At 69.0% G+C, this 23,095-nt stretch carries 13 protein-coding genes; 3 read left to right on the forward strand and 10 right to left on the reverse strand.

Translation table 11 applies throughout. From position 1 onward, the window contains the following. Positions 1-236: 236 nt before the first annotated feature. From BJ970_RS19595 to BJ970_RS19605, 3 genes are all read right to left on the reverse strand, one after another. Entirely contained in the window at positions 237-608 is a 372-nt protein-coding gene (locus BJ970_RS19595) for a transglycosylase family protein (RefSeq protein WP_184727584.1), read from the reverse strand. Between the two features lie 394 nt (positions 609-1,002). Further along, positions 1,003-2,187: a DUF1015 family protein gene (locus BJ970_RS19600; protein WP_184727585.1), complete on the reverse strand. Its 1,185-nt coding sequence runs from the start codon at positions 2,185-2,187 to the stop codon at positions 1,003-1,005. A 129-nt stretch (positions 2,188-2,316) separates the two neighbouring features. Beyond that, positions 2,317-3,699 carry an HNH endonuclease signature motif containing protein gene (locus BJ970_RS19605; RefSeq protein ID WP_184727586.1) on the reverse strand — a complete coding sequence of 461 codons (1,383 nt, stop codon included), beginning with the start codon at positions 3,697-3,699 and terminating at the stop codon, positions 2,317-2,319. A gap of 790 nt (positions 3,700-4,489) precedes the next feature. Between BJ970_RS19605 and BJ970_RS19610 the strand changes: the two genes are divergently transcribed. After that, positions 4,490-5,122, forward strand: coding sequence for a class I SAM-dependent methyltransferase (locus BJ970_RS19610; protein ID WP_246470919.1), 633 nt, complete (start codon positions 4,490-4,492; stop codon positions 5,120-5,122). Between the two features lie 34 nt (positions 5,123-5,156). Here BJ970_RS19610 and BJ970_RS19615 read toward each other — a convergent pair whose 3' ends face one another. From BJ970_RS19615 to BJ970_RS37985, 7 genes are all read right to left on the reverse strand, one after another. Further along, positions 5,157-5,837 carry a response regulator gene (locus BJ970_RS19615; protein ID WP_184727587.1) on the reverse strand — a complete coding sequence of 227 codons (681 nt, stop codon included), beginning with the start codon at positions 5,835-5,837 and terminating at the stop codon, positions 5,157-5,159. After that, positions 5,834-8,437 carry a sensor histidine kinase gene (locus tag BJ970_RS19620; protein ID WP_184727588.1) on the reverse strand — a complete coding sequence of 868 codons (2,604 nt, stop codon included), beginning with the start codon at positions 8,435-8,437 and terminating at the stop codon, positions 5,834-5,836. The genes BJ970_RS19615 and BJ970_RS19620 overlap by 4 nt, the downstream gene beginning before the upstream one ends. A gap of 19 nt (positions 8,438-8,456) precedes the next feature. Further along, the gene (locus BJ970_RS39535) at positions 8,457-9,323 is read right to left on the reverse strand and encodes a potassium-transporting ATPase subunit C (protein ID WP_184727589.1); all 867 of its coding nucleotides are present in this window, start codon (positions 9,321-9,323) and stop codon (positions 8,457-8,459) included. Continuing rightward, complete coding sequence (gene kdpB / locus BJ970_RS19630) at positions 9,323-11,479, reverse strand: potassium-transporting ATPase subunit KdpB (RefSeq protein WP_184727590.1); 2,157 nt, start codon at positions 11,477-11,479, stop codon at positions 9,323-9,325. Before kdpB ends, BJ970_RS39535 begins: the two co-directional genes overlap by 1 nt. Continuing rightward, positions 11,479-13,140 (reverse strand): potassium-transporting ATPase subunit KdpA, encoded by a 1,662-nt coding sequence (gene kdpA / locus BJ970_RS19635; RefSeq protein ID WP_184727591.1) that lies wholly within the window; start codon positions 13,138-13,140, stop codon positions 11,479-11,481. The genes kdpB and kdpA overlap by 1 nt, the downstream gene beginning before the upstream one ends. A 1-nt stretch (position 13,141) precedes the next feature. Next, positions 13,142-13,231 carry a K(+)-transporting ATPase subunit F gene (kdpF, locus tag BJ970_RS19640; RefSeq protein WP_184727592.1) on the reverse strand — a complete coding sequence of 30 codons (90 nt, stop codon included), beginning with the start codon at positions 13,229-13,231 and terminating at the stop codon, positions 13,142-13,144. 104 nt (positions 13,232-13,335) lie between these two features. Next, positions 13,336-13,863, reverse strand: a complete 528-nt coding sequence (locus tag BJ970_RS37985) for a hypothetical protein (protein ID WP_246470920.1) — start codon at positions 13,861-13,863, stop codon at positions 13,336-13,338. A 653-nt stretch (positions 13,864-14,516) separates the two neighbouring features. Between BJ970_RS37985 and BJ970_RS19650 the strand changes: the two genes are divergently transcribed. Together BJ970_RS19650 and BJ970_RS19655 are read left to right on the forward strand one after the other, a co-directional pair. Beyond that, on the forward strand, positions 14,517-21,521 hold the full coding sequence (locus BJ970_RS19650) for an SDR family NAD(P)-dependent oxidoreductase (protein WP_312864321.1): 7,005 nt from the start codon (positions 14,517-14,519) through the stop codon (positions 21,519-21,521). After that, positions 21,518-23,071 carry a flavin-containing monooxygenase gene (locus tag BJ970_RS19655; protein ID WP_184727594.1) on the forward strand — a complete coding sequence of 518 codons (1,554 nt, stop codon included), beginning with the start codon at positions 21,518-21,520 and terminating at the stop codon, positions 23,069-23,071. The genes BJ970_RS19650 and BJ970_RS19655 overlap by 4 nt, the downstream gene beginning before the upstream one ends. Positions 23,072-23,095: the final 24 nt, after the last annotated feature.

Consider the following 23,095-nt stretch of genomic DNA (forward strand, 5'->3'; position numbering starts at 1 on the left):
CCATCAATTCTCCGAGGAGCTGTGCGACGAGCACAAGCGGTATCGGGGTGCTAGAGGTAGCTCGCCGCGAGATCGACTCGACCGCGTAAGCCGTCCCCAGGCGACGCCCGTCGCCCGAGCACCTTGGGTCGCCAGCATTGCCAGCCCGTTCGAACTCCACGGATCGCCCGACCACGGGTCAAAGTCCACAGTGGTCTCCGGTGTGGACCTTGATAGTCCACACCGGAGGAAGCGAGTCAGCGAGAGAGTCCGGCTTTCTTCGAGCACACCGGCCATGCCTTGGGGCCCTGGGCCTTCAGGACCTTCTCGGCGACCGCGATCTGCTGCTCGCGAGTCGCGCCGGAAGCCTTGCGGGCGTACGCGGTGCCGCCGTAGGCGGCCCAGGTGGATTGGGTGAACTGGAGGCCGCCGTAATAGCCGTTGCCGGTGTTGGCCTTCCAGTTTCCGGAGCTCTCACACTTGGCGACGGCGTTCCAAACAGACGCCGATGCGGCGTCGGCGGGGACGGCGGCGGCTAGGGGAGCGACGGCGATCAGGCCGGCGAAGGTTACCCGCGCGGCGACGCGGCCGATGGTCGACTTGCGCTGCGTGCTGCTGATACGCGACATGGTTGATCTCCTGCCGCGCCTTGCGAGGAGCATCATCGATCGGCCGGCGGCTGCGGGCCGGCGTTCGGGGTGGTCTCGCCCCTGCCCAGTTGTTCGTCGGGGGTGGGAAGCTCGCGGGGCAGGGCTCGGCGCTACGAGCTTCCGGTAATCGCGTCGGTTCGGGGGACCGACTGGCGGACACGCTACGTAGTCAATGCGGCCGGGCCAACCCGTCAAATCGGGAAGGATCGTCCTGCGGATCGCGGCAAGATCACGACGGATCTCGAATTATCGCTGGTTAGGGCGCTTCGGCGCCGCCAGATCAGGCAATTACACAAAGTGTTCATCGAGCCGATATTCACTCTTGTGGGTGACACGCGACTGCTGAATTAGGAAACCTCATCCGCCCTGTTCGTCACGGTTGCCCGATTGTGCGGAAGACTAGCCCGGGGTGGGGTTTGGGTATGAACGACGTGGACTTCCGCGGTAGGCGCACTCCCGCTGCTGCCGCCGTCGCGAGATCCTGCTGCCCAGGCGGGGGCACCAGGACCGCGAGGCCGCCGCGATGCCGTACCTGGCGCACCGCGTTGACCGCGCTGGCCTCGTAGGCGACGTACTCCGGCAAGGCCGGGATGCGCCACAGCTCGTCGATCAGCACGTGGTGCAGGATTGACAGGTGCAACCGCCGCATCGGCGGCAAGCAGTTCTTGAGAGCGGATTCCAGGACCGCCCGGTTCGGCGTGCTCAGCAGGAATGCGCCCGCTGGGGTCACCACGACGAAGGCAGGTCCGCCGCGCGCCTGCTCCTTGAGCACGGGCAGCCATTGCCGGAGTTCACCAGGCAGCGGCCGAATGCGGAACCCTCGCGACGCAGCCTGTAGCGCGGGCTGCGGATCCGTGAACGGCAGTACCCGGTGAATGGGCGCCAACTGCAACGAGTTGCGCTTGACGTCGACGAGCAGACCCGGGATGTAGTCCCACGGTCCTGGTCCATGGCCGGAGGCGTAGTACTCGCGCCGGAGCTGTCGTGCCGCGACATGGCGATGCTGGCCATCCGCGATGAAAGCGGGGCGGGTCGCGAGCTCGCCGGTGATCTCCTCCAGCGCTGCGTTGTCGGTGAGGTGCCAAACGCGGTGCAGTTGCCCATCGTCGGCCAGCACCTCCACGACGGGGACAGTTTGGGTGGCTTGCGCGAGACACGTGCTGGTCCGACCGTCGCCGGAGTACCCGAGCAGGAGCGGGTCGAGGTTCATCGCGCCTTCGTCCATGAGGTCTGCGATCCCGTCGATCCGTTCGGGGATGACGTCTTCGTGCGGTAGCAGCCCGCTGTCGAGGTGAACCGCTCCGAGCACACCGCGCAGGGCCCCGCGCGGGCCGCTCTGCTCGTAGGCGTAGAGAGCCGGTTGCCGGTCGTAGACGATTGCACCGCTTCGTTGCCAGGCGCGGAAGGTGCGCGCCGCTTCGGCTGCGGGGGCGGCGCCCGTTCGGTCCCAGGGTGTCGCGTAGCGAGCGGCGAGTTGGTGAGCGGCGATCCGCCAGCCCCGGAAGGGGGCGACGGAAACACCGTTTCGAGTCGGCGCGGAGACGGCAGGCACAGGCACAGTCTCGTCTCCTCGCGCGTGCGGTCTGTCGCGGCTCCCCCGAAACCACCCAGGGGCTTCTCGGCGCGCGCGGGACCGCACGCCAGGACCGCTCCGCGCTACGTGATCACGAGGCTGGCACCGCGCCAGTCAGCTGACCGCCGCTTCCGGACGCGAGCGGCACGATTCGCCCGCCGGGTCCCGTTGGGTGGGGATGAGGTCCCGGAGGTGTTCGCGGTGCTGGGCGGGCAGCGCCTTGCCGCCTGGTCGCGGTCTTCGGTCGATGTCCACGGTGGACGGTGGGATGAAGACGGGTCTGCCCTCGCGCATCTGGATCTCCCACCGCTGGCTGTGCACGGTCCGGTGGTGGTGGCCGCATAGCATTGTCATGTTGGCCAGTTCGGTGGGGCCGCCATCGATCCAGCTCACGAGGTGGTGGGCGTCGGGGGTTCCCGGCGGCCGGTCGCAGCCGGGAAACGAACAGCTGCCGTCGCGCTGGAGTAGCGCGGCGCGAAGGTGCGCGGGTGCGGTTCGCCTGGCCCGGCCGACCTCCAGGGGCAGGCCAGCTCCGTCGAGAACCATGGGCAGTACTTCGCTGTCGCAGGCGATGCGCCTGGCGTTCTCGGCGGTGATGGCACGCCCGGTGTTCAGGGTGCCGGGCATACCGTGCTCGTCGGGGAAGCCCAGCCCGCGTTTGAGGTCTTCGAAGTCGATGGTGATCGTCAGGTGCGGCCGTTGCCCACCGGCACGCGGCACCCCGTCGGAATCGGTGGCAAGATCGAGCAACGCGGCGAAGCCGTCGGCATTGCGCTGCCCGGCACTGCGAGGGTCCTTCTCCCCGTCGACCTCCGGGCACGGGGCGGCCAGCGGCTCGATGAGGGCGGCGAATTTCGCGCCGGTCTCGCGGTCGAGCCGGGCTTTGATGACCGTCATCCCGTCCCGGGAGGTCGCGTAGTGCAGTTCCCGGGCGTCGTGCTGGTCGGCTTCGTCCTGGTAGGCGCCGTCCTGGTCGAGTAGATACCTGATTCGTTCGGCGATTTTCTCCAGTTCACGCGGCGGCATCTGGCGGGCGTAGCCGGCCAGGGTCGCCTCGACCTCCCCCACCCGGTGACAACGGGCGTACTCGGGCAGCCGGTGAATGCCCGCCACGATCACCCGCGCATGCTCAACACTGATCGCCCCTTGCGACAAGGCGGCAGCGGTCTGGGGAAGCTCGGCGGGCATCGTCTCGCCATACAGCGAAGCCCGGTCCTCGACGTTACGGGCGACCGTCACCCGAGTCTTGGCGTCTCTCTGGTCGATGTTGAGCAACTCACGCAACCACACCTGCATCGACCTCGCACCACGCTCGGCATGCAGCCCCCGCCGGTCGGCCTCGGCGATGACCTGCAACTGCTCCATCATCGCCACCCGCATGCTCTGCTCACAGCGCTGGATCCGGTCGATGAGTTCGGCATCCGAGCACGACACCACAGACGACCGTGAAGACATCATCTCCACGCTCGCGTCCCGGGTGTCCGTCAACGGTGCCATACCTCCATTCTCCCAGATTCGAACACCCATTCGCACGCATTTCAGCATCGCTTGATCAGGTGAAAACCCCCACCCAGGCCACGAAAACCCCCACCCCACAACAAAAACTCATCCACCACACGCCGAAGGCGCCCGCCAGCACGACCGATCAAACCCTCACGGAACAACCCCAAGCCGACCGGCACCAGTCCCAGCCACGACCGAATCCGCCACCCCGCAACGCAACCCGCCCCGCAACGCAACCCGCCCCGATGCGCCAGCCCACTCCGGGGCCATCCCCGCGATACAAAGCCGAACCGGGGCTGTGGGCCGGATGTCAAGCCTGAAACCTCGAAGAGGCGGCCGCCAGGCCGGGCTTGACCTCCGGAACACAGCCCCCACACTCCACCGATCGCGGGGATGGCCGATCCAACACGGAACCTCCCACAGCCCCAACCCCCTGGAAAGGCGCGCAAACCATGCCAAGCCGCCCGCGAACCATCCAACACGGAACCTCCCACAGCCCAACCCCCTGGAAAGGCGCGGCGAATCACGCCAAGCCGCCCGCGAACCATCCAACACCGAACCTCCCACAGCCCCAACTCCCTGGAAAGGCGCGCAAACCATGCCAAGCCGCCCGCGACCATGCCAACCCGAAACCTCCCACAGCCGGATCCCCCATCGCGTCTGGACCGCCATGCGACGACGGTAACTCCCGCAGAGGGGCCGCTACCCGCACCGCTACGCAAACCCACTCTTGAAACGCTCTCCACTAGCCTGGGTTCCGATAGCGGAAGGTGGTGGCTGGGACTTGCGGGCGACATCCAAGAATCTTGAGCGGTTGCGGCATTACTGGGACAAGCACTCCGGCTCGTACGACCGGACAATGGATTTCCTGGAGCGCAATTTCTTCGGCGACACGCGGGAGTGGCTGTGTCAACAGGCTCGCGGCGAGGTGCTGGAGGTCGCGGTCGGCACCGGCCTGAACCTCCGGTGGTATCCGGACGACATCCGGTTGAGCGGGATCGATTTCAGCCCGGGAATGCTCGGACTTGCCCGTCGCCGCGCGGAGAAATCCTGCCGTGCGGTCGATTTGGAGCTCGGTGATGCGCAACGGATGGATTTCCCGGACTCCTCGTTCGACACCGTGGTGTGCACTTTCTCGCTCTGTGCGATCCCGGACCATCGCCGCGCCATCTCGGAGATGCACCGGGTGTTGCGGCCGGGCGGTCGCCTGCTGCTGGCGGATCACGTGGTCAGCACGTCGTGGCTGGCCCGCGTTGTGCAAGCTCTGCTGGAGATCGTCACCATCCCGCTCGGCGGGGAGCACTTCCGGCGGCGGCCGATCACGCACGTGCGCTCCGTCGGGTTCACCATCGAGCAGCACGATCGCTTCAAGCTGGGGATCGTCGAACGCCTCGTAGCCACGAAGTCGACGCTTTGACGTTGGGGTGGACACCCGGTGAGCGGCTCTGCGGTCAGGGCTGGAAGCGGTAACCCATGCCGGTTTCGGTGAGCAGGTGTCGCGGGTGGTCGGGGTTGGCTTCCAGCTTTCGGCGCAGCTGGGCCATGTACTGGCGGAGGTAGTGCGTGTTGCGAACATAGGTGGGTCCCCACACCTGGGTGAGCAGGTGTTGCTGGCTGATGAGCTTTCCGGGGTTGCGCAGCAGGATTTGCAGCAGTTCCCATTCGGTGCGGGTGAGGTGCGGTCCGTCGGTGTCTCCGGCGCGGTGCACCGTCTTGTCGGTGAGGTCGACGAGGTAATCCCCGAGCGGCACGGTGGCGGCGGCGTCGCCCGTGGTGGTGCGGCGGGACACGGCGCGGATGCGGGCGAGGAGTTCGTCGAGGCCAAACGGCTTGGTGAGGTAGTCGTCGGCGCCGGCGTCGAGGGCATCGACCTTGTCGCGGCTGTCGGAGCGGCCGGAGAGGACGATGATCGGCACGGCGGACCAGCCGCGCAGGCCCTGGATGACCTCGATGCCCTCCAGGTCGGGCAGGCCGAGGTCGAGGACGACGAGGTCCGGGTGCCAGTCGGCGGCGCAGCGCAGCGCGGCGATGCCGTCGGCCGCGACGGCCACGTCGTAGTGCCGGGCGCGCAGGTTGATGCGCAGCGCTCGCAGGATCTGGTGGTCGTCGTCGACGACGAGGACGCGGGTCATCCCGGGCTCCCTCGGTTTGGCGTCGGCTGTTCGACGGATCGGCTCTCTTCGCTGGTTTGCCTTGGGATGGCGGGTGTTTCGGCCGCGGGAAGGGTCAGGACCATGGTGAGCCCGCCGCCCGGGGTTTCTTCGGGGGCGAGGGTGCCGTGCATGGATTCGGTGAGCCCGCGGGCCAGGGCGAGGCCGAGTCCGACGCCGGTGTGGCTGTCGCGGTCGCCGAGGCGTTGGAACGGCAGGAAGATCTTCTCGTAGTCGGCCTGCCGGATGCCGGGGCCGCGGTCGATGATGCGGACTTCGACATGGTCGGCCAACGCGCTCGCGGTCACGAGCACCGGCTGCTCGGCGGGGTTGTAGTGCAGGGCGTTGGCGATGAGGTTGGCGAGGACCCGTTCCAGCAGGCCCGGATCGGCGAGCACGTCGGGCAGCGTTTCGGCGATCTGGACCCGCACGCGGCCGGTTTCATCCAGTCCGTCGAGCGCTTGCGGCACCGCGTCGGCGACGGCGAGTTGTTGGGTGACGATGCCGAGCGTGCCGGACTGCAGGCGACTCATGTCCAGCAGGTTGGCGACCAGCCGGTCCAGCCGGGCCAGGGATTGGTAGGCGGTGTCGAGGAGTTCGGCCTCGTCTTCGTCGCTCCACGCGACATCGTTGCTGCGGAGACTTTCGATTGCGGCGGTGGCGGAGGCCAGCGGGGTGCGCAGGTCGTGGCTGACGGCGGCGAGCAGGGCCGTGCGCATCCGGTTGGCGTCGGCGAACTGTCGCGTTTGCTCGGCCTGTTCGGCGAGCCGGTGCTGACGCAGCGCGACGGCGGCCTGGGTGGCGAAGGCCTCCAGGACACGCCGGTCCGAGGCCGGGAGCGTGGGCCCGCGCAGCGCGACCGCGAGATCTTCGCCGACCGCGATGTGGGTGTCACCGGCGTCCGGGCTGGGGCACGGTGCCGCGCCGACGGTCTCCACGACCTGCCAGGCCCGGGGATCGTGCTGTTCCTCTGGTGTGCGGGCGCTTTCGGGCCGCCGCTCCAACAGGGTCACGGCGTCTTGCCCGAACGTTTCGCGGAGCCGGGCGAGCAGCGCGGGCAGCGGCCGTTCGCCGCGCAGCACGCTGCCGGAGAGGTTGGACAGCATGGCGGCTTCGGCTCGGGCTCGGGCGGCTTCGCGGGTGCGGCGCGCGGCGAGGTCCACCACCACGCTGACCGCGATCGCGACGGCCACGAAGACGATCAGCGCGAGTAGGTTGTCGGGGTCGGAGATCGTCCACACGTATATCGGCGGGGTGAAGTAGTAATTGAGCACCAGGAACCCGGCCAGCGCGGCGGCGATGGCCGGCCAGAAGCCGCCGACGAGCGCGATCCCGACGACCAGCAGCAGGAACAGCAGGATCTCGCTGGGCAGCGAGAGGTCGTTGCGCGCGAACTCCAGGAACCCGGTCAGCAGTGGAATCCCGAGCACTGCCAGGGCGAATCCGCCGATGCGGCGACGCAGGCCCACGCCCGGCCCCAGGTTCGGTAGCCAGCTCCGGTGGCGGACATGTTCGTGGGTGACCATGTGCACGTCGATCGATCCGGAGTGGGCGGTGGTGGTGACACCGACGCCGCGGGAGAACAGCTGCGCCAGCCGGCCGCGGCGGGATGCGCCGAGGACGAGCTGGGTGGCGTTGACGCCGCGGGCGAAGTCGAGCAGCGCGGCCGGGATGTCCTCTCCTAGCACCTGGTGGTAGGTGCCGCCGAGGTTTTCGAGCAGGGCGCGCTGGCGGGCCAGGTGGGCAGGGTTGGCGTCGGAGAGGCCGTCGCCGCGGATGATGTGCACCGCCAGGAGATCCGCGCCCCGGGCGCGCTCGGCGATGCGGGCGGCCCGCCGGATCAGCGTGTCGCCCTCGGGACCGCCGGCGAGCGCGACGACGACGCGTTCGCGGGCTTCCCAGGTGCCGGTGATGTCGTGCTCGGCCCGGTAGTGGTCGAGCTGCTCGTCGACCTTGTCGGCCAGCCACAGCAGCGCGAGCTCGCGGAGCGCGGTGAGGTTGCCGACGCGGAAGTAGTTGCTCAGCGCCGCGTCGATTTTCTCGGGCGGGTAGACGTTGCCGTGCGCCATGCGTCGACGCAGCGCTTCGGCGGTCATGTCGACCAGTTCGACCTGTTCGGCGCGGCGGACCACTTCGTCGGGCACCGTTTCCCGTTGCGGGATGCCGGTGATGTGCTCGACGACGTCGTTGACCGACTCCAGGTGCTGGATGTTCACGGTGGAGATCACGTCGATGCCCGCGTCAAGGATCTCCTCGATGTCCTGCCAGCGCTTGGCGTTGCGCGAACCGGGCACATTGGTGTGGGCCAGTTCGTCGATCAGCGCCACCTGCGGGTGGCGGGCGCGGACGGCGTCGACGTCGAGTTCGGTGAACACCGCATCGCGGTAGCCGAGGGTCCGGCGCGGGATGATCTCCAATCCCTCCAGCAGTTCGGTGGTGCGCGGCCGGTCATAGGTCTCGACGAACCCCACGACCACGTCGGTGCCCCGGCCCAGTCGGCGGTGGCCTTCGCAGAGCATGGCGTAGGTCTTTCCGACGCCCGGCGCGGCGCCGAGGTACACGCGCAGCCGGCCTCGTGGCATCGCGTCACCTCCGTCCACCTCAGGCGTGCGGTTGGCGGTCGAGCGCCAGGTTGAGTTCCAGCACGTTGACCGTGGGTTCGCCCAGGAAACCCAGCGCACGGCCGGTCGAGTGCCGCATGACCAGTGTGTGCACCTGCTCAAGGCTCATGCCACGGGCCGCGGCGACCCGATGCTCCTGCAACAGCGCGTAGGCGGGGGAGATGTCCGGGTCGAGTCCGCTTCCGCTGGCCGTCACGGCGTCGGGCGGCACGGCCGGGACGGCCGGGCCGCTGCCGCGGATCGGGACGAGCCGGCCGGCCGAGTAGTCCTCACCGGGATACGCGCATGCGACCCGGGCCCCGCGGTAGCTGGTCAGGAACGGCACGGTCGGGCACACCTCGTTCACGCTGACCACCCGCGGCGCCTCGCCGGGGCGTTCGCCGAACACCGCGAGCACCGCGCCCACACCGCTGGGCGTGCAGTACGGCCGCGAACCATCGACCCCTTCCCGCTCGCCGATCGCCTTGCTCCGCGAGCACACCAGGGTCAACAGACTCTGCCTGCCTGCCACCCCCGCAGCGGCTGGCGTGTCGACAATGTCCTCGGGACCGAGGTTGCTCGCGCCGCTGGAGGTGGGGTCGTAGCCCGCGCCGGCGGCGCTGGGACGGCTCTGGAAGTACCGCGGCAACGCCTGGCCATTGGCATCGGTGAACGACTGACCGATGATCCGGCTGCCCGCCGCGCCCGCGTCGGTCCGCACCATCGAGCCCTCGGCCCGTTCGCGCAACCCCGGCACCTGACCGATGGCCAGGACCGCGAAGGGAAAGGCCAGGCCGAACAGCACTGTGCACACCAGCAACATCCGCAGGGCGGCGAGGTGGCGGCGCAGCCAGATCGGCAGGAACATCACGACATCCCGGGGAGGAACTGGACGGCCAGGTCGATGAGCTTGATGCCGAGGAACGGCGCCACGATCCCACCCAGGCCGTAGCGGTAGAGGTTGCGGCTGAGCATCTGGGCGGCGCTGGCCGGTCGGTAACGAACACCGCGCAGGGCCAGCGGAATAAGCACCGCGATGATCAGCGCGTTGAAGATGACCGCGGACAGGATCGCCGATGCGGGACTGGTCAGGCGCATGACGTTGAGCGCGTCGAGCCCGGGGTACACCGCCGCGAACATGGCGGGGATGATCGCGAAGTACTTGGCGATGTCGTTGGCGATGCTGAAGGTGGTCAGCGCGCCGCGCGTGATGAGCAGCTGCTTGCCGATCTCGACGATCTCGATCAGCTTGGTCGGGTTGGAGTCGAGGTCGACCATGTTGGCGGCTTCCTTGGCCGGTGAGGTGCCGGTGTTCATCGCGACGCCGACGTCGGCCTGCGCCAGCGCGGGGGCGTCGTTGGTGCCGTCGCCGGTCATGGCCACCAGCCGTCCGCCTTCTTGTTCGCGGCGGATCAGCGCGATCTTGTCCTCGGGGGTCGCCTCGGCCAGGAAGTCATCGACCCCGGCCTCGTTGGCGATGGCCTTAGCGGTCAGCGGGTTGTCGCCGGTGATCATCACGGTGCGGATGCCCATCTGCCGCATCGCGTCGAACCGCTCCCGCATGCCCTGCTTGACCACGTCCTTGAGGTGGATCACCCCGAGGGTGCGCGCGGGCCGGTCGTCCTGGCAGTCGGCGACGACCAGCGCGGTGCCGCCATCGGCGCTGATGCGTTGCACGCTCGCATCGACGTCCTCGGTCGACTCGCCGCCGTGTTCGCGGACCCAGGCCAGCACGGCGGATGCGGCACCCTTGCGGATCCGCCGGGTGCCGCCGTCGGAGTCCAGGTCGACGCCGCTCATCCGGGTCTGCGCGCTGAACGGGATGAAGTTCGCCTGCGGGGCCACCCCGTCCGCGCGGGCTCGCAGTTCGTAGGCGTGCTTGGCGAGCACGACGATCGAGCGGCCTTCGGGGGTCTCGTCGGCCAAACTCGACAGCTGCGCGGCATCGGCGACCTCACCCGCGGTGGCGCCGTCGCCGGGCAGGAACTCGGTGGCCACGCGGTTGCCGAGGGTGATCGTGCCCGTCTTGTCCAGCAGCAGGGTGTTCACATCCCCGGCGGCCTCGACGGCGCGACCGCTCATCGCCAGGACGTTGCGCTGCACCAGCCGGTCCATGCCGGCGATGCCGATCGCCGACAGCAGCGCCCCGATCGTCGTCGGGATCAGGCAGATCAACAACGCCACGAGCACCACGCCGGTCACACCCGCGCTGGTCAACGCGAGGCTGTCGGGGATGCCCGGCTGGACCGCCTTGCTGTAGATCGCAAGTGGTTGCAGGGTGGCCACGGCGAGCAGGAAGATCAGCGTCAACGCGGCGAGCAGGATGTTCAGCGCGATTTCGTTGGGGGTCTTCTGCCGGTTGGCGCCCTCCACCAAGGCGATCATCCGGTCCACGAAGCTCTCGCCGGGCAACTGCGTGATCTGCACGATGATCCGGTCCGAAAGCACCTTGGTCCCCCCGGTCACCGCGGAGCGGTCGCCGCCGGACTCGCGGATCACCGGTGCGGACTCGCCGGTGATCACCGACTCGTCCACGCTCGCGACGCCCTCAAGCACATCGCCGTCGCCGGGGATGATGTCGCCGGCTTCGACGATCACGCGGTCGCCGCGTCGCAGCGCCGAGGCCGGCACGATTTCCCACCGCTGGCTCGTGTGTCCCGGCTGCCACCCGATCAAGCGGCGTGCCTGGGTCTCGCGTTTGGCGCGGCGCAGCGTCGCGGCCTGAGCCTTGCCGCGGCCTTCGGCCACCGCCTCGGCCAGGTTGGCCAACAGCACGGTCAGCCACAGCCAGACGACGATCAGCCACGCGAACCACGACGGCGCGACCATCGCGAGCACCGTCGTCCACCCGGCGCCGATCTCGACGGTCAGCATGATCGGGTTGTGCCACAAGGTGAACGGGTTCAGCTTGCGAAACGCGTCCGGCAGCGACCGCACGAGCAGGTGCGGATCGAGCAGGCCCGCCTGGATCCGGCGTGCCTCCGCGACGGCCGGGGGCGCGATACCGGGAGCAGTGGTGACCATCACCCGACTCCTTCCGCGATCGGCGCCAGGGCGAGCATCGGCAGGAAGGTCAGCGCGACCAGGATGATCGTCACCCCGGCGAGCATTCCGGCGAACTGCGGGCGGTAGGTGGGCAGCGTGCCCGCCGAGACGGGAACGGGTTTCTGCCGGGCCAGCGAACCCGCCAGCGCTAGCACGAACACCATCGGCAGGAACCGGCCGAACACCATCGCCAAGCCGAGCGCGGTGTTGAAATATGCCGTGTTGGCGGACAATCCGGCGAACGCCGACCCGTTGTTGTTGGCCGCCGAGGTGAACGCGTACAGGACTTCGGACAGGCCGTGTGCCCGGGTGTTGAGCATGGCCGCCGGGCCCGCCGGTATCGCCATCGTGACCGCCGTGCCGAACAGAACCAGCGCCGGCGTGGCCAAAAAGGACAGTGCCGCGAGCTTGATCTCCCGGCTGCCGATCTTCTTGCCGAGATATTCGGGCGTGCGGCCGACCATGAGCCCGGCCAGGAAAACCGTCAGCACGGCCAGCACGAGCATGCCGTACAGGCCCGAGCCGACGCCGCCGGGCGCGACTTCGCCCAGCATCATGTTCACCATCAGCACGCCGCCGCCGAGGCTGGTGTAGGAGTCGTGGAAGGAGTTCACCGCTCCCGTTGAGGTCAACGTCGTCGCCGTGGCGAAAAGGCCCGAGTTCGACACGCCGAAGCGCACTTCCCGGCCCTCCATCGACGCGCCGATCGCCGTCGGGACTGTGCCGTGGTGCGTGAGTTCGAAGACCTGGACCAGGATCGTGCTCACCAGGGCGAGCACGCCCATGACGGCGACGATGGCGTAGCCCTGCCGCCGGTCGCCGACCATCCGGCCGAACGTGCGCGGCAGCGAGAACGCGATGACCAGCAGCAGGAAGATCTGCACCCAGTTGGTCCAGGCCGTGGGATTCTCGAACGGGTGCGCGGAATTGGCGTTGAAGAAACCGCCGCCGTTGGTGCCGAGTTCCTTGATCGCTTCCTGACTGGCCACCGGTCCGCCCACGATCGTCTGCGCACCGCCCGTGGGTGTGGTCACCGGCTGCGCGCCGTGCAGGTTCTGGACCACGCCGCCCGCCAACAGCACGAGCGCGCCGAGGAATGCGATGGGCAACAGGATCCGGACGCTGCCGCGAACCAGATCCACCCAGAAATTGCCCAGCTCGGCGGTCCTGCTGCGCGCGAACCCGCGTACCAATGCGATCGCGACCGCCATCCCGGTTGCGGCCGAAACGAAGTTCTGCACGGCGAGTCCGGCCATCTGCACCAGGTGCCCCATCGTCGACTCGCCCGTATACGCCTGCCAGTTCGTATTGGTGGTGAAGCTGATCGCGGTGTTCCACGCGGTGTCCGGCCGGACCGCGTCGTGCCCCAGGCTGAGCACCAAGTGGTTCTGCACGCGTTGCAAGCCGTACAGGAAGAGCACCGAGATGGCCGAAAACGCCAGCACGCTGCGTGCGTAGGAGCCCCAAGTCTGCCCGGAACCCGGGGCGATGCCGGCCACCCGGTAGATCCCGCGCTCAACCGCCAGGTGCCGATCGCTGGAGTACACGCGATACATGTAGTCCCCCAGCGGCCGGTGCACCGCTGCCAACGCGAGTACCAACGTCGCGATGAACAGGACTCCGGCGCTGGCCGTCGTCATCTTAGAACCGCTCCGGGAACAGCAGCGCCAGCAACAGGAACACCAGTAGCACCACGGCCAACACCAGCCCGACGAAGTTCTCCACGGTCACAACCGTTCGACCACCCGAAGCACGAGTGCCAGCAGGACGAAGACCGCGATGGTCAACGCCACGAAAGCCAGATCGACCATGACGCCCCCACTTCACCTCGGCGTTCACAGCGAAGTCCGATGTGGACGACTATCGGCGCGGCTGTTGGTAGCGGACCGAAGTCCTTCCGATGATGTCGCCGTCTCGGCTCGTGGCACTGGCTCGGGTCGTGGAACCGGCACGGCCACCCGAGCCGACGCCTCGACCGGCGACCGCTCGTGCACGCCGACCAGCACCCAGCCGCAAACGATGCCCGCTAGTGCCGCGCCGGCGAGCGTTCCCAGCCAGACGGCATCGCCGTAGCCGTCCCACCCGAGTTCGCCGTACCCGTGCACGATGAATCCGTTCAGGAACGCCCACCCCAGGGCCGCGGTGACCAGTGCGCCTACGGCATTGCTGATCGCGATGGCGTATCCGCCGACCACGAGGCTCAGCACGACCAGCCCGGCGACCGGGGCGCCCAACCACCAGACCGCCAGGGCAGCCGGCAACGTCCCGACGGCCACGACGAAGAAGCCCGCCGCAGACGTGATCGCGGGTCCGCCGACCGACAAGCGGGCCGAGCCGCCACGCCAGAACATGCGCATCGTCACGCCCCCCGACCTGACGAGTACCACCCTCACCTATGGGTGGTGACATGCTCAGTGAAGCTCGCCGACCGGCACCCGTCGGGCGCCTTGACGCAATTGCTACGAGCCGGGTCCTAACCTTGACGCTTCGCTCCGGCCGTTCGGCGCTGGCCTTAGCCGAGGGCGCGGTCCAGGAAGAATGCGGCGCTGATCAATGCCAGGTGGGTGAAGGCCTGCGGGAAGTTGCCAAGCTGTGCCCGTTCCCGACCAGCACATCTGTTCGTCTCCGCATCGTGATCGCGGCTTCCGACCCTCCACAGTGTCCGGTGATCGAGCTCGTTTCTCGCCAAGTGGGACGGGTCCACGGCTGCGCTGTTCGTTTACTGGACCCGCTCGCTTACGGGGCCCGCCCGCGTCGAACGACCAATATGATCATTTGTCCCAAATGGCGAGAACTGGCGCCAGGTGTGTTTGGGCAAAGTCGACGTACTAACCGCGCAGAGACGTTTCGGCGCAGCCGACCTTGCTCCATACGCTGGAGGGCAGTTGATCCTGTGCCCGATGCCGGAGAGGGGCCTCTCGTGGTTTCACCAATGCATTCGAACGATGCTGCCGGACTGACCGGTGGGTCCGGTCCGTCCACTACACAGGCCCCGAGCTCGTTTCGCTCGGCCCCCGTGGCGATTGTCGGCATCGGGTGCCGCTTCCCGGGCGGCATCACGGATCCCCGGAGCTTTTGGGACCTGATCGTGTCCGGTGTGGACGCGGTCGGCGATATCCCGCCGGATCGTTGGCGCGCCGATGATTTCTTCGATGCGGACCCCGCGACTCCCAGCCGGATGTTCGTCCGCCAGGGAGGCTTCCTTCGCTCGCCGGTTGACGAGTTCGACGCGGGCTTCTTCGGCATGTCGCCGCGCGAGGCGGCCGCGCTGGATCCGCAGCAGCGGTTGCTGCTCGAAGTCACGTGGGAGGCATTCGAGGACGCGGGTATCCCGCCGAGCTCGACCGCGGCTGCCAGCGTCGGCTCCTACATCGGCGGGTTCACCTTCGACGCCGCGACCTTGCAGCTGAATGACTCGAACCGGCACTTGGTCGGCGCGGCCACCCCGACCGGTGTGAGCATGACCATGCTGGCGGCCCGCCTGTCTTACACGTTCGACTGGAGCGGACCGTGTCTGACGCTCGACACCGCTTGCTCCTCGTCGCTGGTGGCGTTCCACCAAGCCTGCGCCGCGATCGCGCGCGGCGAGTGCGATCTCGCGGTGGCCGGTGGCGTGAACGTCATGGTCAACCCGGTCACCTCGATTCTCATGTCGAAGGGGCAGTTCCTGTCCCCGGATGCCCGCTGCAAGTCTTTCGATCACCGCGCCAACGGGTATGCGCGTGGCGAAGGCGCGGGCATCCTCTTGCTCAAGCCGCTTTCCGCGGCCGAACGAGACGGTGACCACATCTATGCCGTGGTGCGGGGAACAGCGGTGAACCAGGACGGCCGCACACCGGGCGTCACGGTGCCCAGCGTTGCAGCCCAGCGTGCGCTGATCCGACGGGCCTGCTGGGTCGGCGGCGTCGAGCCCGCGTCGGTGGGCTACTACGAGGCCCACGGCACGGGTACCGCGGTGGGCGATCCCATCGAGGCGACCGCGATCGGTGAGGCGCTCGGCGACTCGGACCGCACGCACTGGATCGGCTCGGTGAAGTCGAACTTCGGCCACACCGAGGCGGCCGCCGGGGCAGCCGGGGTGATCAAGGCGAGCCTGTGCCTCGAAAACGGTCTCATCCCGCCGAACCTTCATTTCGAACGGCCCAACCCCGGCATTCCGTTCGACCGGTTGCCGCTGCGAGTTCCCACCGAGATGGTCCAGTTCCCGGAGCAGGACGGGCCGAGACGGGCGGGCGTCAACTCGTTCGGCTTCGGCGGCACGAACGCACACGCCATTCTCGAACAGGGGCCGACCGTCCAGGCTTCGGGGGACGACGAGGAAGACGACGGTCGAGCACAGCTTCTCCCGCTGTCGGCGCGGAGCCCAGAGGCCCTGCGTGCGTTGGTCGACGCCTACGCGACGCTGCTCGAACAGCCGGAGGCCCCGGCACTGCGGGAAGTGTGTCGGGCGGCGGCAAGGCAGCGTGATCATCACCCCCTGCGGGCGTTCGTCGTGGCCGCCGACCCGGCGGAGGCGGCAGGGACGCTGCGGGAGCTCGACATTGCGCCACGGCGTGCGGCGCGGCCCGAGATCGCCTTCGTCTACACGGGGATGGGGCCTCAGTGGTGGGGAATGGGGCGCGAGCTGCTGCGGGAAGAGCCGCGCTTTGCCGAGGTCGTCGCCGAATGCGACGAGTTTCTCGCCCGCTTCGGGTTGTCGATCGGCGACGAGCTGCGCCGCGACGAAGCCGAGTCGCGGCTGACCAGCACGTTGTACGCGCAGGTCGCCAACTTCGTGGTGCAGGCCGGGCTCACCGCGCTGTGGCGCGACTGGGGAATCGAGCCCGCGACGATCGTGGGCCACAGCGTCGGTGAGGTGGCCGCGGCGTACGCGGCCGGCGTGTACTCGCTCGAAGACGCGCTGACGGTGAGTTTCCACCGCGCGAGCCTGCAGTCCCGGCTGGCCGGCCGTGGTGCGATGGCAGCGGTCGGTCTCCCGGCCGATGAGGTGGCTGCCTACCTCGTCGACGGCGTTGATGTGGCGGCCGTCAACAGCGCGACCGCGACGACGCTGGCCGGCGACCGGGAGGCCCTGGAAGTGGTGGCCGAGCGGCTGACGGCGGCGGGTGCGTCCGTGAAGCAGCTGCGGGTAGAGGTGGCCTACCACAGCCATCAGATGGACGAGATCCGCGAACCGCTGCTGGCGGCGCTGCGGGAGATTCGCCCGCGCCCCGCCCAGATTCCGCTTTTCTCGACCGTGACGGGCGACCGGGTCGACGGTCCCGAGTTCGACGCCGAGTACTGGTGGCGCAACGTTCGTCAGCAGGTTCGGTTCGCCGATGCATTCCGGCGCTTGCTCGCGCATGCGCCCGGAGCCGTGCTGGAGGTCGGGCCGCATCCGGTGCTGGCCTCCGCGATCGACGAGGCCCTGGCCGATCGTGGCGCCGACACGGTGCGGCTCGCGTCACTGCGCCGGGACCGTCCACAACGCCAGCAGCTACTGGAATCACTCGGCTCGCTGTACGCGGCCGGCGCCGAGCCCGACTGGAAGGGCGTGCACCCGGGGCCGCGCAAGCACCTCGACCTTCCCCGGTACCCGTGGCAGCGCGAGCGTCACTGGGTCGAATCGACGGAATCCCGGAACAAGCGGCTGGGTACCGAGGGGCCGCGCCTGAGCGGGCGGGCCGTGGCCTCGGTAACGCCGATCCGGGACGTCGAGCTCTCCGCGTCCAAGTTCCCTTACCTCATCGACCACCGGATCGGCGAGGCCGTGATCTTCCCGGGCTCCGGATATCTTGAGGTCGCGCTGGCGATGTTCGCCGACGACGATCCGTGTTACCTGGAGGATGTCGTCTTCCACCGGCCGCTCGTGCTCCCGGCGTCCTCGATCACCACGATGCGGGCGGGTTACGACCCGTCGCGACGGCTCGTGACGCTGCACAGCAGTGCGCAGTCCGATGAATCCGCCTGGACGTTGCACGCCGAGCTCCGCCGCGGGCACGTGGCCCGGCCGCGGATACCGGAGCGGCGCACCGAGACCCTGGCCGAACTCACGCGGACGCTGCCCGAGTTGAGCCACGACGACGTGTACGCGCGGCTGGACGGAAGCAACCTGAACTACGGCCCGGCATTCCGCGCCGTCGAACGGCTGTGGTGCCGGGAGGAGACCGGCGAGGTCTTCGGCGAGCTCCGCCTCGACACGGTCGAGCTGGACGGGTATCGCCTGCACCCGGCCATCCTCGACGGCGCTCTGCAGGCCATGATCGCCGGTGCCGTACTGATCGGTGGCGACGGGGCCGGCACGTATGTGCCCGCGCGCATCGAGGCACTCCGGTTCTTCCGCGCGCCCGGCCAGCGGCTGTGGGTGCACGGGCGAGACCGGCGCAGCGAAGTGCCCGGACGGCTCGAATGCGACCTGACCCTCGTCACCGATGACGGCGAGGTGGTCGCGGAGGTGTCGGGTCTGCGCGCCCAGCGGCTGGCCGAGGACGGCGGCGCGGCCACGGGTCGCTCGACGAACCTCCGGTACGAGCACGTGTGGCAGCCGGAACCACTGGAGCGCACCGGCGACGTCGAGGGCACCTGGATCCTCGTCGGCTCGTCGGTCGCCGCGGTCGATCTCGAACGAGGACTGAACGAGCTGGGCGGCAAGGTCGTGCGCACGGAACCGGCCGAGGACGGCTGGCCTGCCCGAGTGGCCGCCGCCGTCGCGGGCGATTCGGAGTGCCGCGGTGTGGTCTACCTGAACGACCCCACCATCGACCGCGCGGCCGCGTGCACGCCGGTCGCCGAGCCACTGCGCCTTGTGCAGGCGCTGCCGGTCACGGCGGTGCCGCTGTTCGTCGTCACGACGGGCGCGCAAAGTGTTTCCGCCGACGACGCCACGACCGATCCGTCCGCGGCCGCCCTGTGGGGTTTCGGCCGGGTCGTCAGCGCCGAGCGGCCGGAGCTGCGCTGCCGCCTCATCGATCTCGACTCGGCCGTACCCGAGGTCGATGACCGGCTGCTCGACGCTCTGATCACCGAGTTCACGCACGACGGTCTCGACGAGGTGGCTTTGCGCACCGATGGCCGGTACGTCCGCCGGCTTGAGCGGGCCGGCGAGGGGTCGTCGCTGGACCACCTGGACGTCCGGACCGACGAGACCCCGGTACGGCTTCGCCCGCGCCGGGCCCACGGGGACGACCCCCGTTTCGAGGCGACTGCTCGCCGGGCGCCGGGCCCGACCGAGGTCGAGATCGAGGTCGCCCATGTCGGGCTCAACTTCAAGGACGTGCTCAAGCAGACCGGACTGCTCGCGCCGCAGGCGATCGAGGGCAGCCACTCGCAGCAGACGCTCGGGCTGGAGTGCTCGGGCACCATCGTCCGCGTCGGCGAGGCCGTGTCGGACCTGCGGCCCGGCGATGAGGTGTTCGCCCACAGCCGCGACCTGTTCGCCTCCCATGTGACGCTCGACGCCGTTCGTGCGGTCAAGAAGCCCGCGGCGCTGTCTCTCGCGGAGGCCGCGTCGCTGCTCCCGGTGGTCACCGCGCACCTCTCGCTGGTGCGCCTCGCCGGCGTGCGCAGCGGGGACCGTGTTCTCATCCACTCGGCCGCTGGCGGCGTCGGACTGGCCGCGGTGCGCATCGCGAAATGGCTCGGCGCGGAGGTTTACGCCACTGCGGGAAGCGAGCAGCGGCGAGAGTTCCTGCGCAGCGAAGGCGTCGCTCACGTGGCCGACTCCAGGTCCACCGCCTTCGCCGAAGACATCCTGCGGTGGACCGGCGGCGAAGGCGTCGATGTCATCCTCAACTCGCTGCCCGGCGAGATGATCCATGACAGCCTTCGGCTACTGCGCACGTTCGGACGGTTCGTGGAGTTGGGCAAGCCCGGAAGCGTCGCCGACCACGCCGTGCGGCTGGCCTCGGCGCAGCAGGCCATGTCGTTCCACTCGTTCGACTACGACCAGATGATGGCGCTGGAGCCCGAACACGTCCGCTCGTGCATGCGGGAGGTGGCCGACCTCTACGAGCGGGGCGCCATCGCCCCGCTGCCGGTCGCCGAGGTGTCCGCAGGCGAAGTGGACGCGGCGTTCCGGGCCATGAGCAAGCCCGGCCACCTCGGCAAGATCGCGGTCCACCTCGCCCGCGAACAGGTCAAGGTTCCGGCGTCTTCCCTTTCCGGATCGCCGGTTCGGCCGGACGCCACCTACGTCCTGACCGGCGGCCTCGGCGGCCTCGGGCTCACGGTGGCCCGCTGGCTGGCCGACCGCGGCGCCCGGCATCTGGTGCTCGTCGGCCGCCGGGGCATCGCGACCGCCGAGGCCGAGCGGGTCATCACCGAGCTGACCGGCGAGGGCGTCGAAGTCCGCGTCGAGAAGGCCGACGTGGCCGACGGTGACCAGGTGGCGGCCCTCCTCACCCGTGTTCGCGGGCAGCTGCCGCCGATCGCCGGCATCGTTCATGGCGCAGCCGACTTCGACGACGTGGTGCTTTCGGACACCGACGCGGTGCGACTGGTGGGGGCGACCCGGCCGAAGGCCGACGGCGCCTGGAACCTGCATCTGCACACCCAGGCGGACACCCTCGACTTCTTCGTGCTCTTCTCGTCGGTCGCGGCGCAGCTCGGCGCCGCCGGTGCGGGTGCCTACGCCACCGCGAACGAATTCCTCAACGCCCTTGCGCGCTACCGGAATGCCCAGGGGCTACCGGCCACGGCCGTCGGCTGGGGGATGATCGACGACGTGGGTGTGGCGGTCAGCCGCGACGGTCACGTCGGCAGCGTCCTGCGCCGCAACGGTCACGTCGGCATGCCCCCCGCGCGCCTCGTGGCCGAACTCGAAACGCTGCTGCGTACCCGTCCGGTCGAGGCATCGGTGGCCGATATCGACTGGCCGCGCTGGGCACGGGCCAACTCCCAGCTCGCCCCGCAATCGAGATTCCGCAACCTCGTGCCGGCCGGCACAGCGGACGGTAGCGGCGACGAGTCCCTCCCGCGGCGCCTGCGGGAAGCCAGCCCGGCCGAACGCGCCAAGCTGTTGCCCGCCGCCATCACGCCCCTTCTGCAACGGACGACCGGCCTGACCGACAGCCAGCTCGACGAGGAGCAGGCCGTCGACATCGATTCCCTGACCGCGGTCGAGCTGCGGGTGCTATTGCAGAAGGAACTCGGCGTGGCGGTTCCCGCGGTGAAGCTGCAACGGAACCTCAACGTGACAGGGTTGGCCGAACTGCTGGGCGACGAGCTGGACCGGGCGCCGGCCGAGACCTTGGGGCTGACCGAGAGCCTTACCGTCCATGAGGTCGTCTCGGCCGACGGGCTGACGATCTACGGACACCTCAGCGTGCCAGCGGGGCCCGGACCACATCCGGCCGTCGTGGTGTGCACGGCGGGCGAGGGCGGCGCGCTGGACGCCGAAGGTGACTACGTGCACGTCAGCGAGCACGCGCCGCTGCACGCGGCGGGATTCGCGGTCTTCACCGTCGACCAGCGCGGCGCGCCGGGCCACGGCCCCGAATTCAGCGCAATGGCCGAAATGGGCGGCGGAGATGTCGACGATGTCATTGCCGCGGCAGGATATCTCGCCGAACTACCGGAGATCGACGCCGCGCGCATCAGCATCCTGGGCACCAGCCGGGGCGCTTACGATGCCCTGCTGGCGCTTGAGCGCGAGCCCGCCTGGTGGCACCGCGCGGTTCTGCTCATGGGCATGTACGACCCGGCGCTGCTCGTGGCGGCCGAGCGGGCCCAGCCCGGAACCCTGCTGCCGCACCGATCCGGAATCAGCCCGAGCGAGATCGAAGCCTACTTCGCGGCCCCCGAACGGCAGCCGCTGACCTCGCTCGGCGACCTCGCCGCGCCGCTGCTCATCGTGCACGGTGACGCCGACGAGGTGGTCCCCGTCGCGCAGGCACACGACCTGGCCGCGCGGATGCGGCAACTCGATCTGCCCGCGCAACTGGTCACGGTGCCGGGTCTCGCGCACGACAGCGAGCACGGCGGCGAGTCCTGGGGCGACCTGTGGCCCCAGATCGCCGATTTCCTCGCGGAGGAACCGAAATGACCGTTCGTACCGAAGTGTTGATCATCGGGGCCGGCATGTCCGGGATCGCTCAAGCCGTCGAGCTTGCCAAGTCCGGGACGGACTTCCTCGTCCTGGAAAAGGCGCACGACATCGGCGGCACCTGGCGCGACAACACTTATCCGGGTGCGGCATGCGACGTCGAGTCCCACCTCTACTCGTATTCCTACGACCAGAACCCGTTCTGGAGCTCGGCATTTGCCGGTCAGCGCGAGATCCTCGACTACCTCCGAGGGATCGCGCGGCGTCGTGGCCTGCTGCCGCGGATCCGGCTCGGTACCGAGGTGACGGGTGCGCGCTGGGACGACGACGCGGGGGAGTGGACGGTCTCCACCGCCGAGGGGCCCACCTATGTCAGTCGTTTCCTCGTCCTCGGTGTCGGCGGCCTGCACGCTCCGCGAACACCCGACCTGCCCGGCGCGGAAACCTTCCGCGGGGAAATCTGGCATTCGGCGCGCTGGAACCACGATGTCGAGCTGACCGGAAAGCGCGTCGCGCTGGTGGGAGTGGGCGCCTCGGGCGTGCAGATCGTCCCGGAACTGGCCGACACCGCCTCGTCGTTGACGATTTTCCAGCGCACCGCCCCGTGGGTCCTGCCCAAGGCCGATGCGCCGGTTCCCGCGTGGCGCCAGCGGCTGTTCCGCCGGTTTCCCCTGGCGCAGTCGTTGCACCGGTTGCGGATCTACCTGCGCCGCGAGCAGCGGGGCATCGGATTCCACCACCGCCCGGAAGCGCTGCGGTCAGCCGAGCCGCTGGTGCGCCGCCATATCGAAAGCCACATCGACGATCCCCAGCTGCGCGACAAGCTCGTCCCGGCATACCGCCTGGGCTGCAAGCGAGTGCTGTTCTCCAACGCCTACTACCCGGCACTCAACAGACCCCATGTCCACGTCGTCAACGCAAGCCCGGTCGCCTTGCGCCCGGACGCGGTCGTTGACGAGGCCGGTCATGAGCACAAGACCGACGTGATCGTCTTTGCCACCGGGTTCGACCTCGTCGGCTCGTTCGATCGGATCACGATCGAAGGGACCGGCGGGCGCCTTCTCAAGGACGCGTGGCGCACCGGCCCGTATGCCTACAACGGCGTCGCGGTGCCCGGATTTCCCAACATGTTCATCTTGCTGGGTCCCACCAGTGTCGTCGCCTACACCGGGGTGGTGGCCAATATCGAGGCCCAGACGCGTTACGTCGTCCGCGCGATCCGCGCAACCCGGTCAGCCGGCGCGCGGGCGCTCGTCGTCCGACCGGAAGCGGCACAACGTTTCCAGCACGAGATCCGGACGCGTTTCCAACGCACGGTCTGGCACACGGGCGGTTGCCAGAGCTGGTACAAGAACGGCTCGGCAAGCGGAACTGTGCTTTGGCCGGACTCGACCCTGCGGTACCGGATGCTGCTTCGCACGTTGCACCGCAACGACTTCCACTTCATCCCGGCCCGAGCGGGTACCCCAAGAACCCCGAACCCGACAACGCCGCACGCCGACCGCCACCCCGACAACCCGCGTAACCCGTCACCGATTTCAATGAAGTGATCTCGGGGGTAATGCCGCCGGAGT

Origin of the sequence: Saccharopolyspora phatthalungensis (genome assembly GCF_014203395.1) — a bacterium.
Taxonomy (GTDB): Bacteria; Actinomycetota; Actinomycetes; order Mycobacteriales; family Pseudonocardiaceae; genus Saccharopolyspora; species Saccharopolyspora phatthalungensis.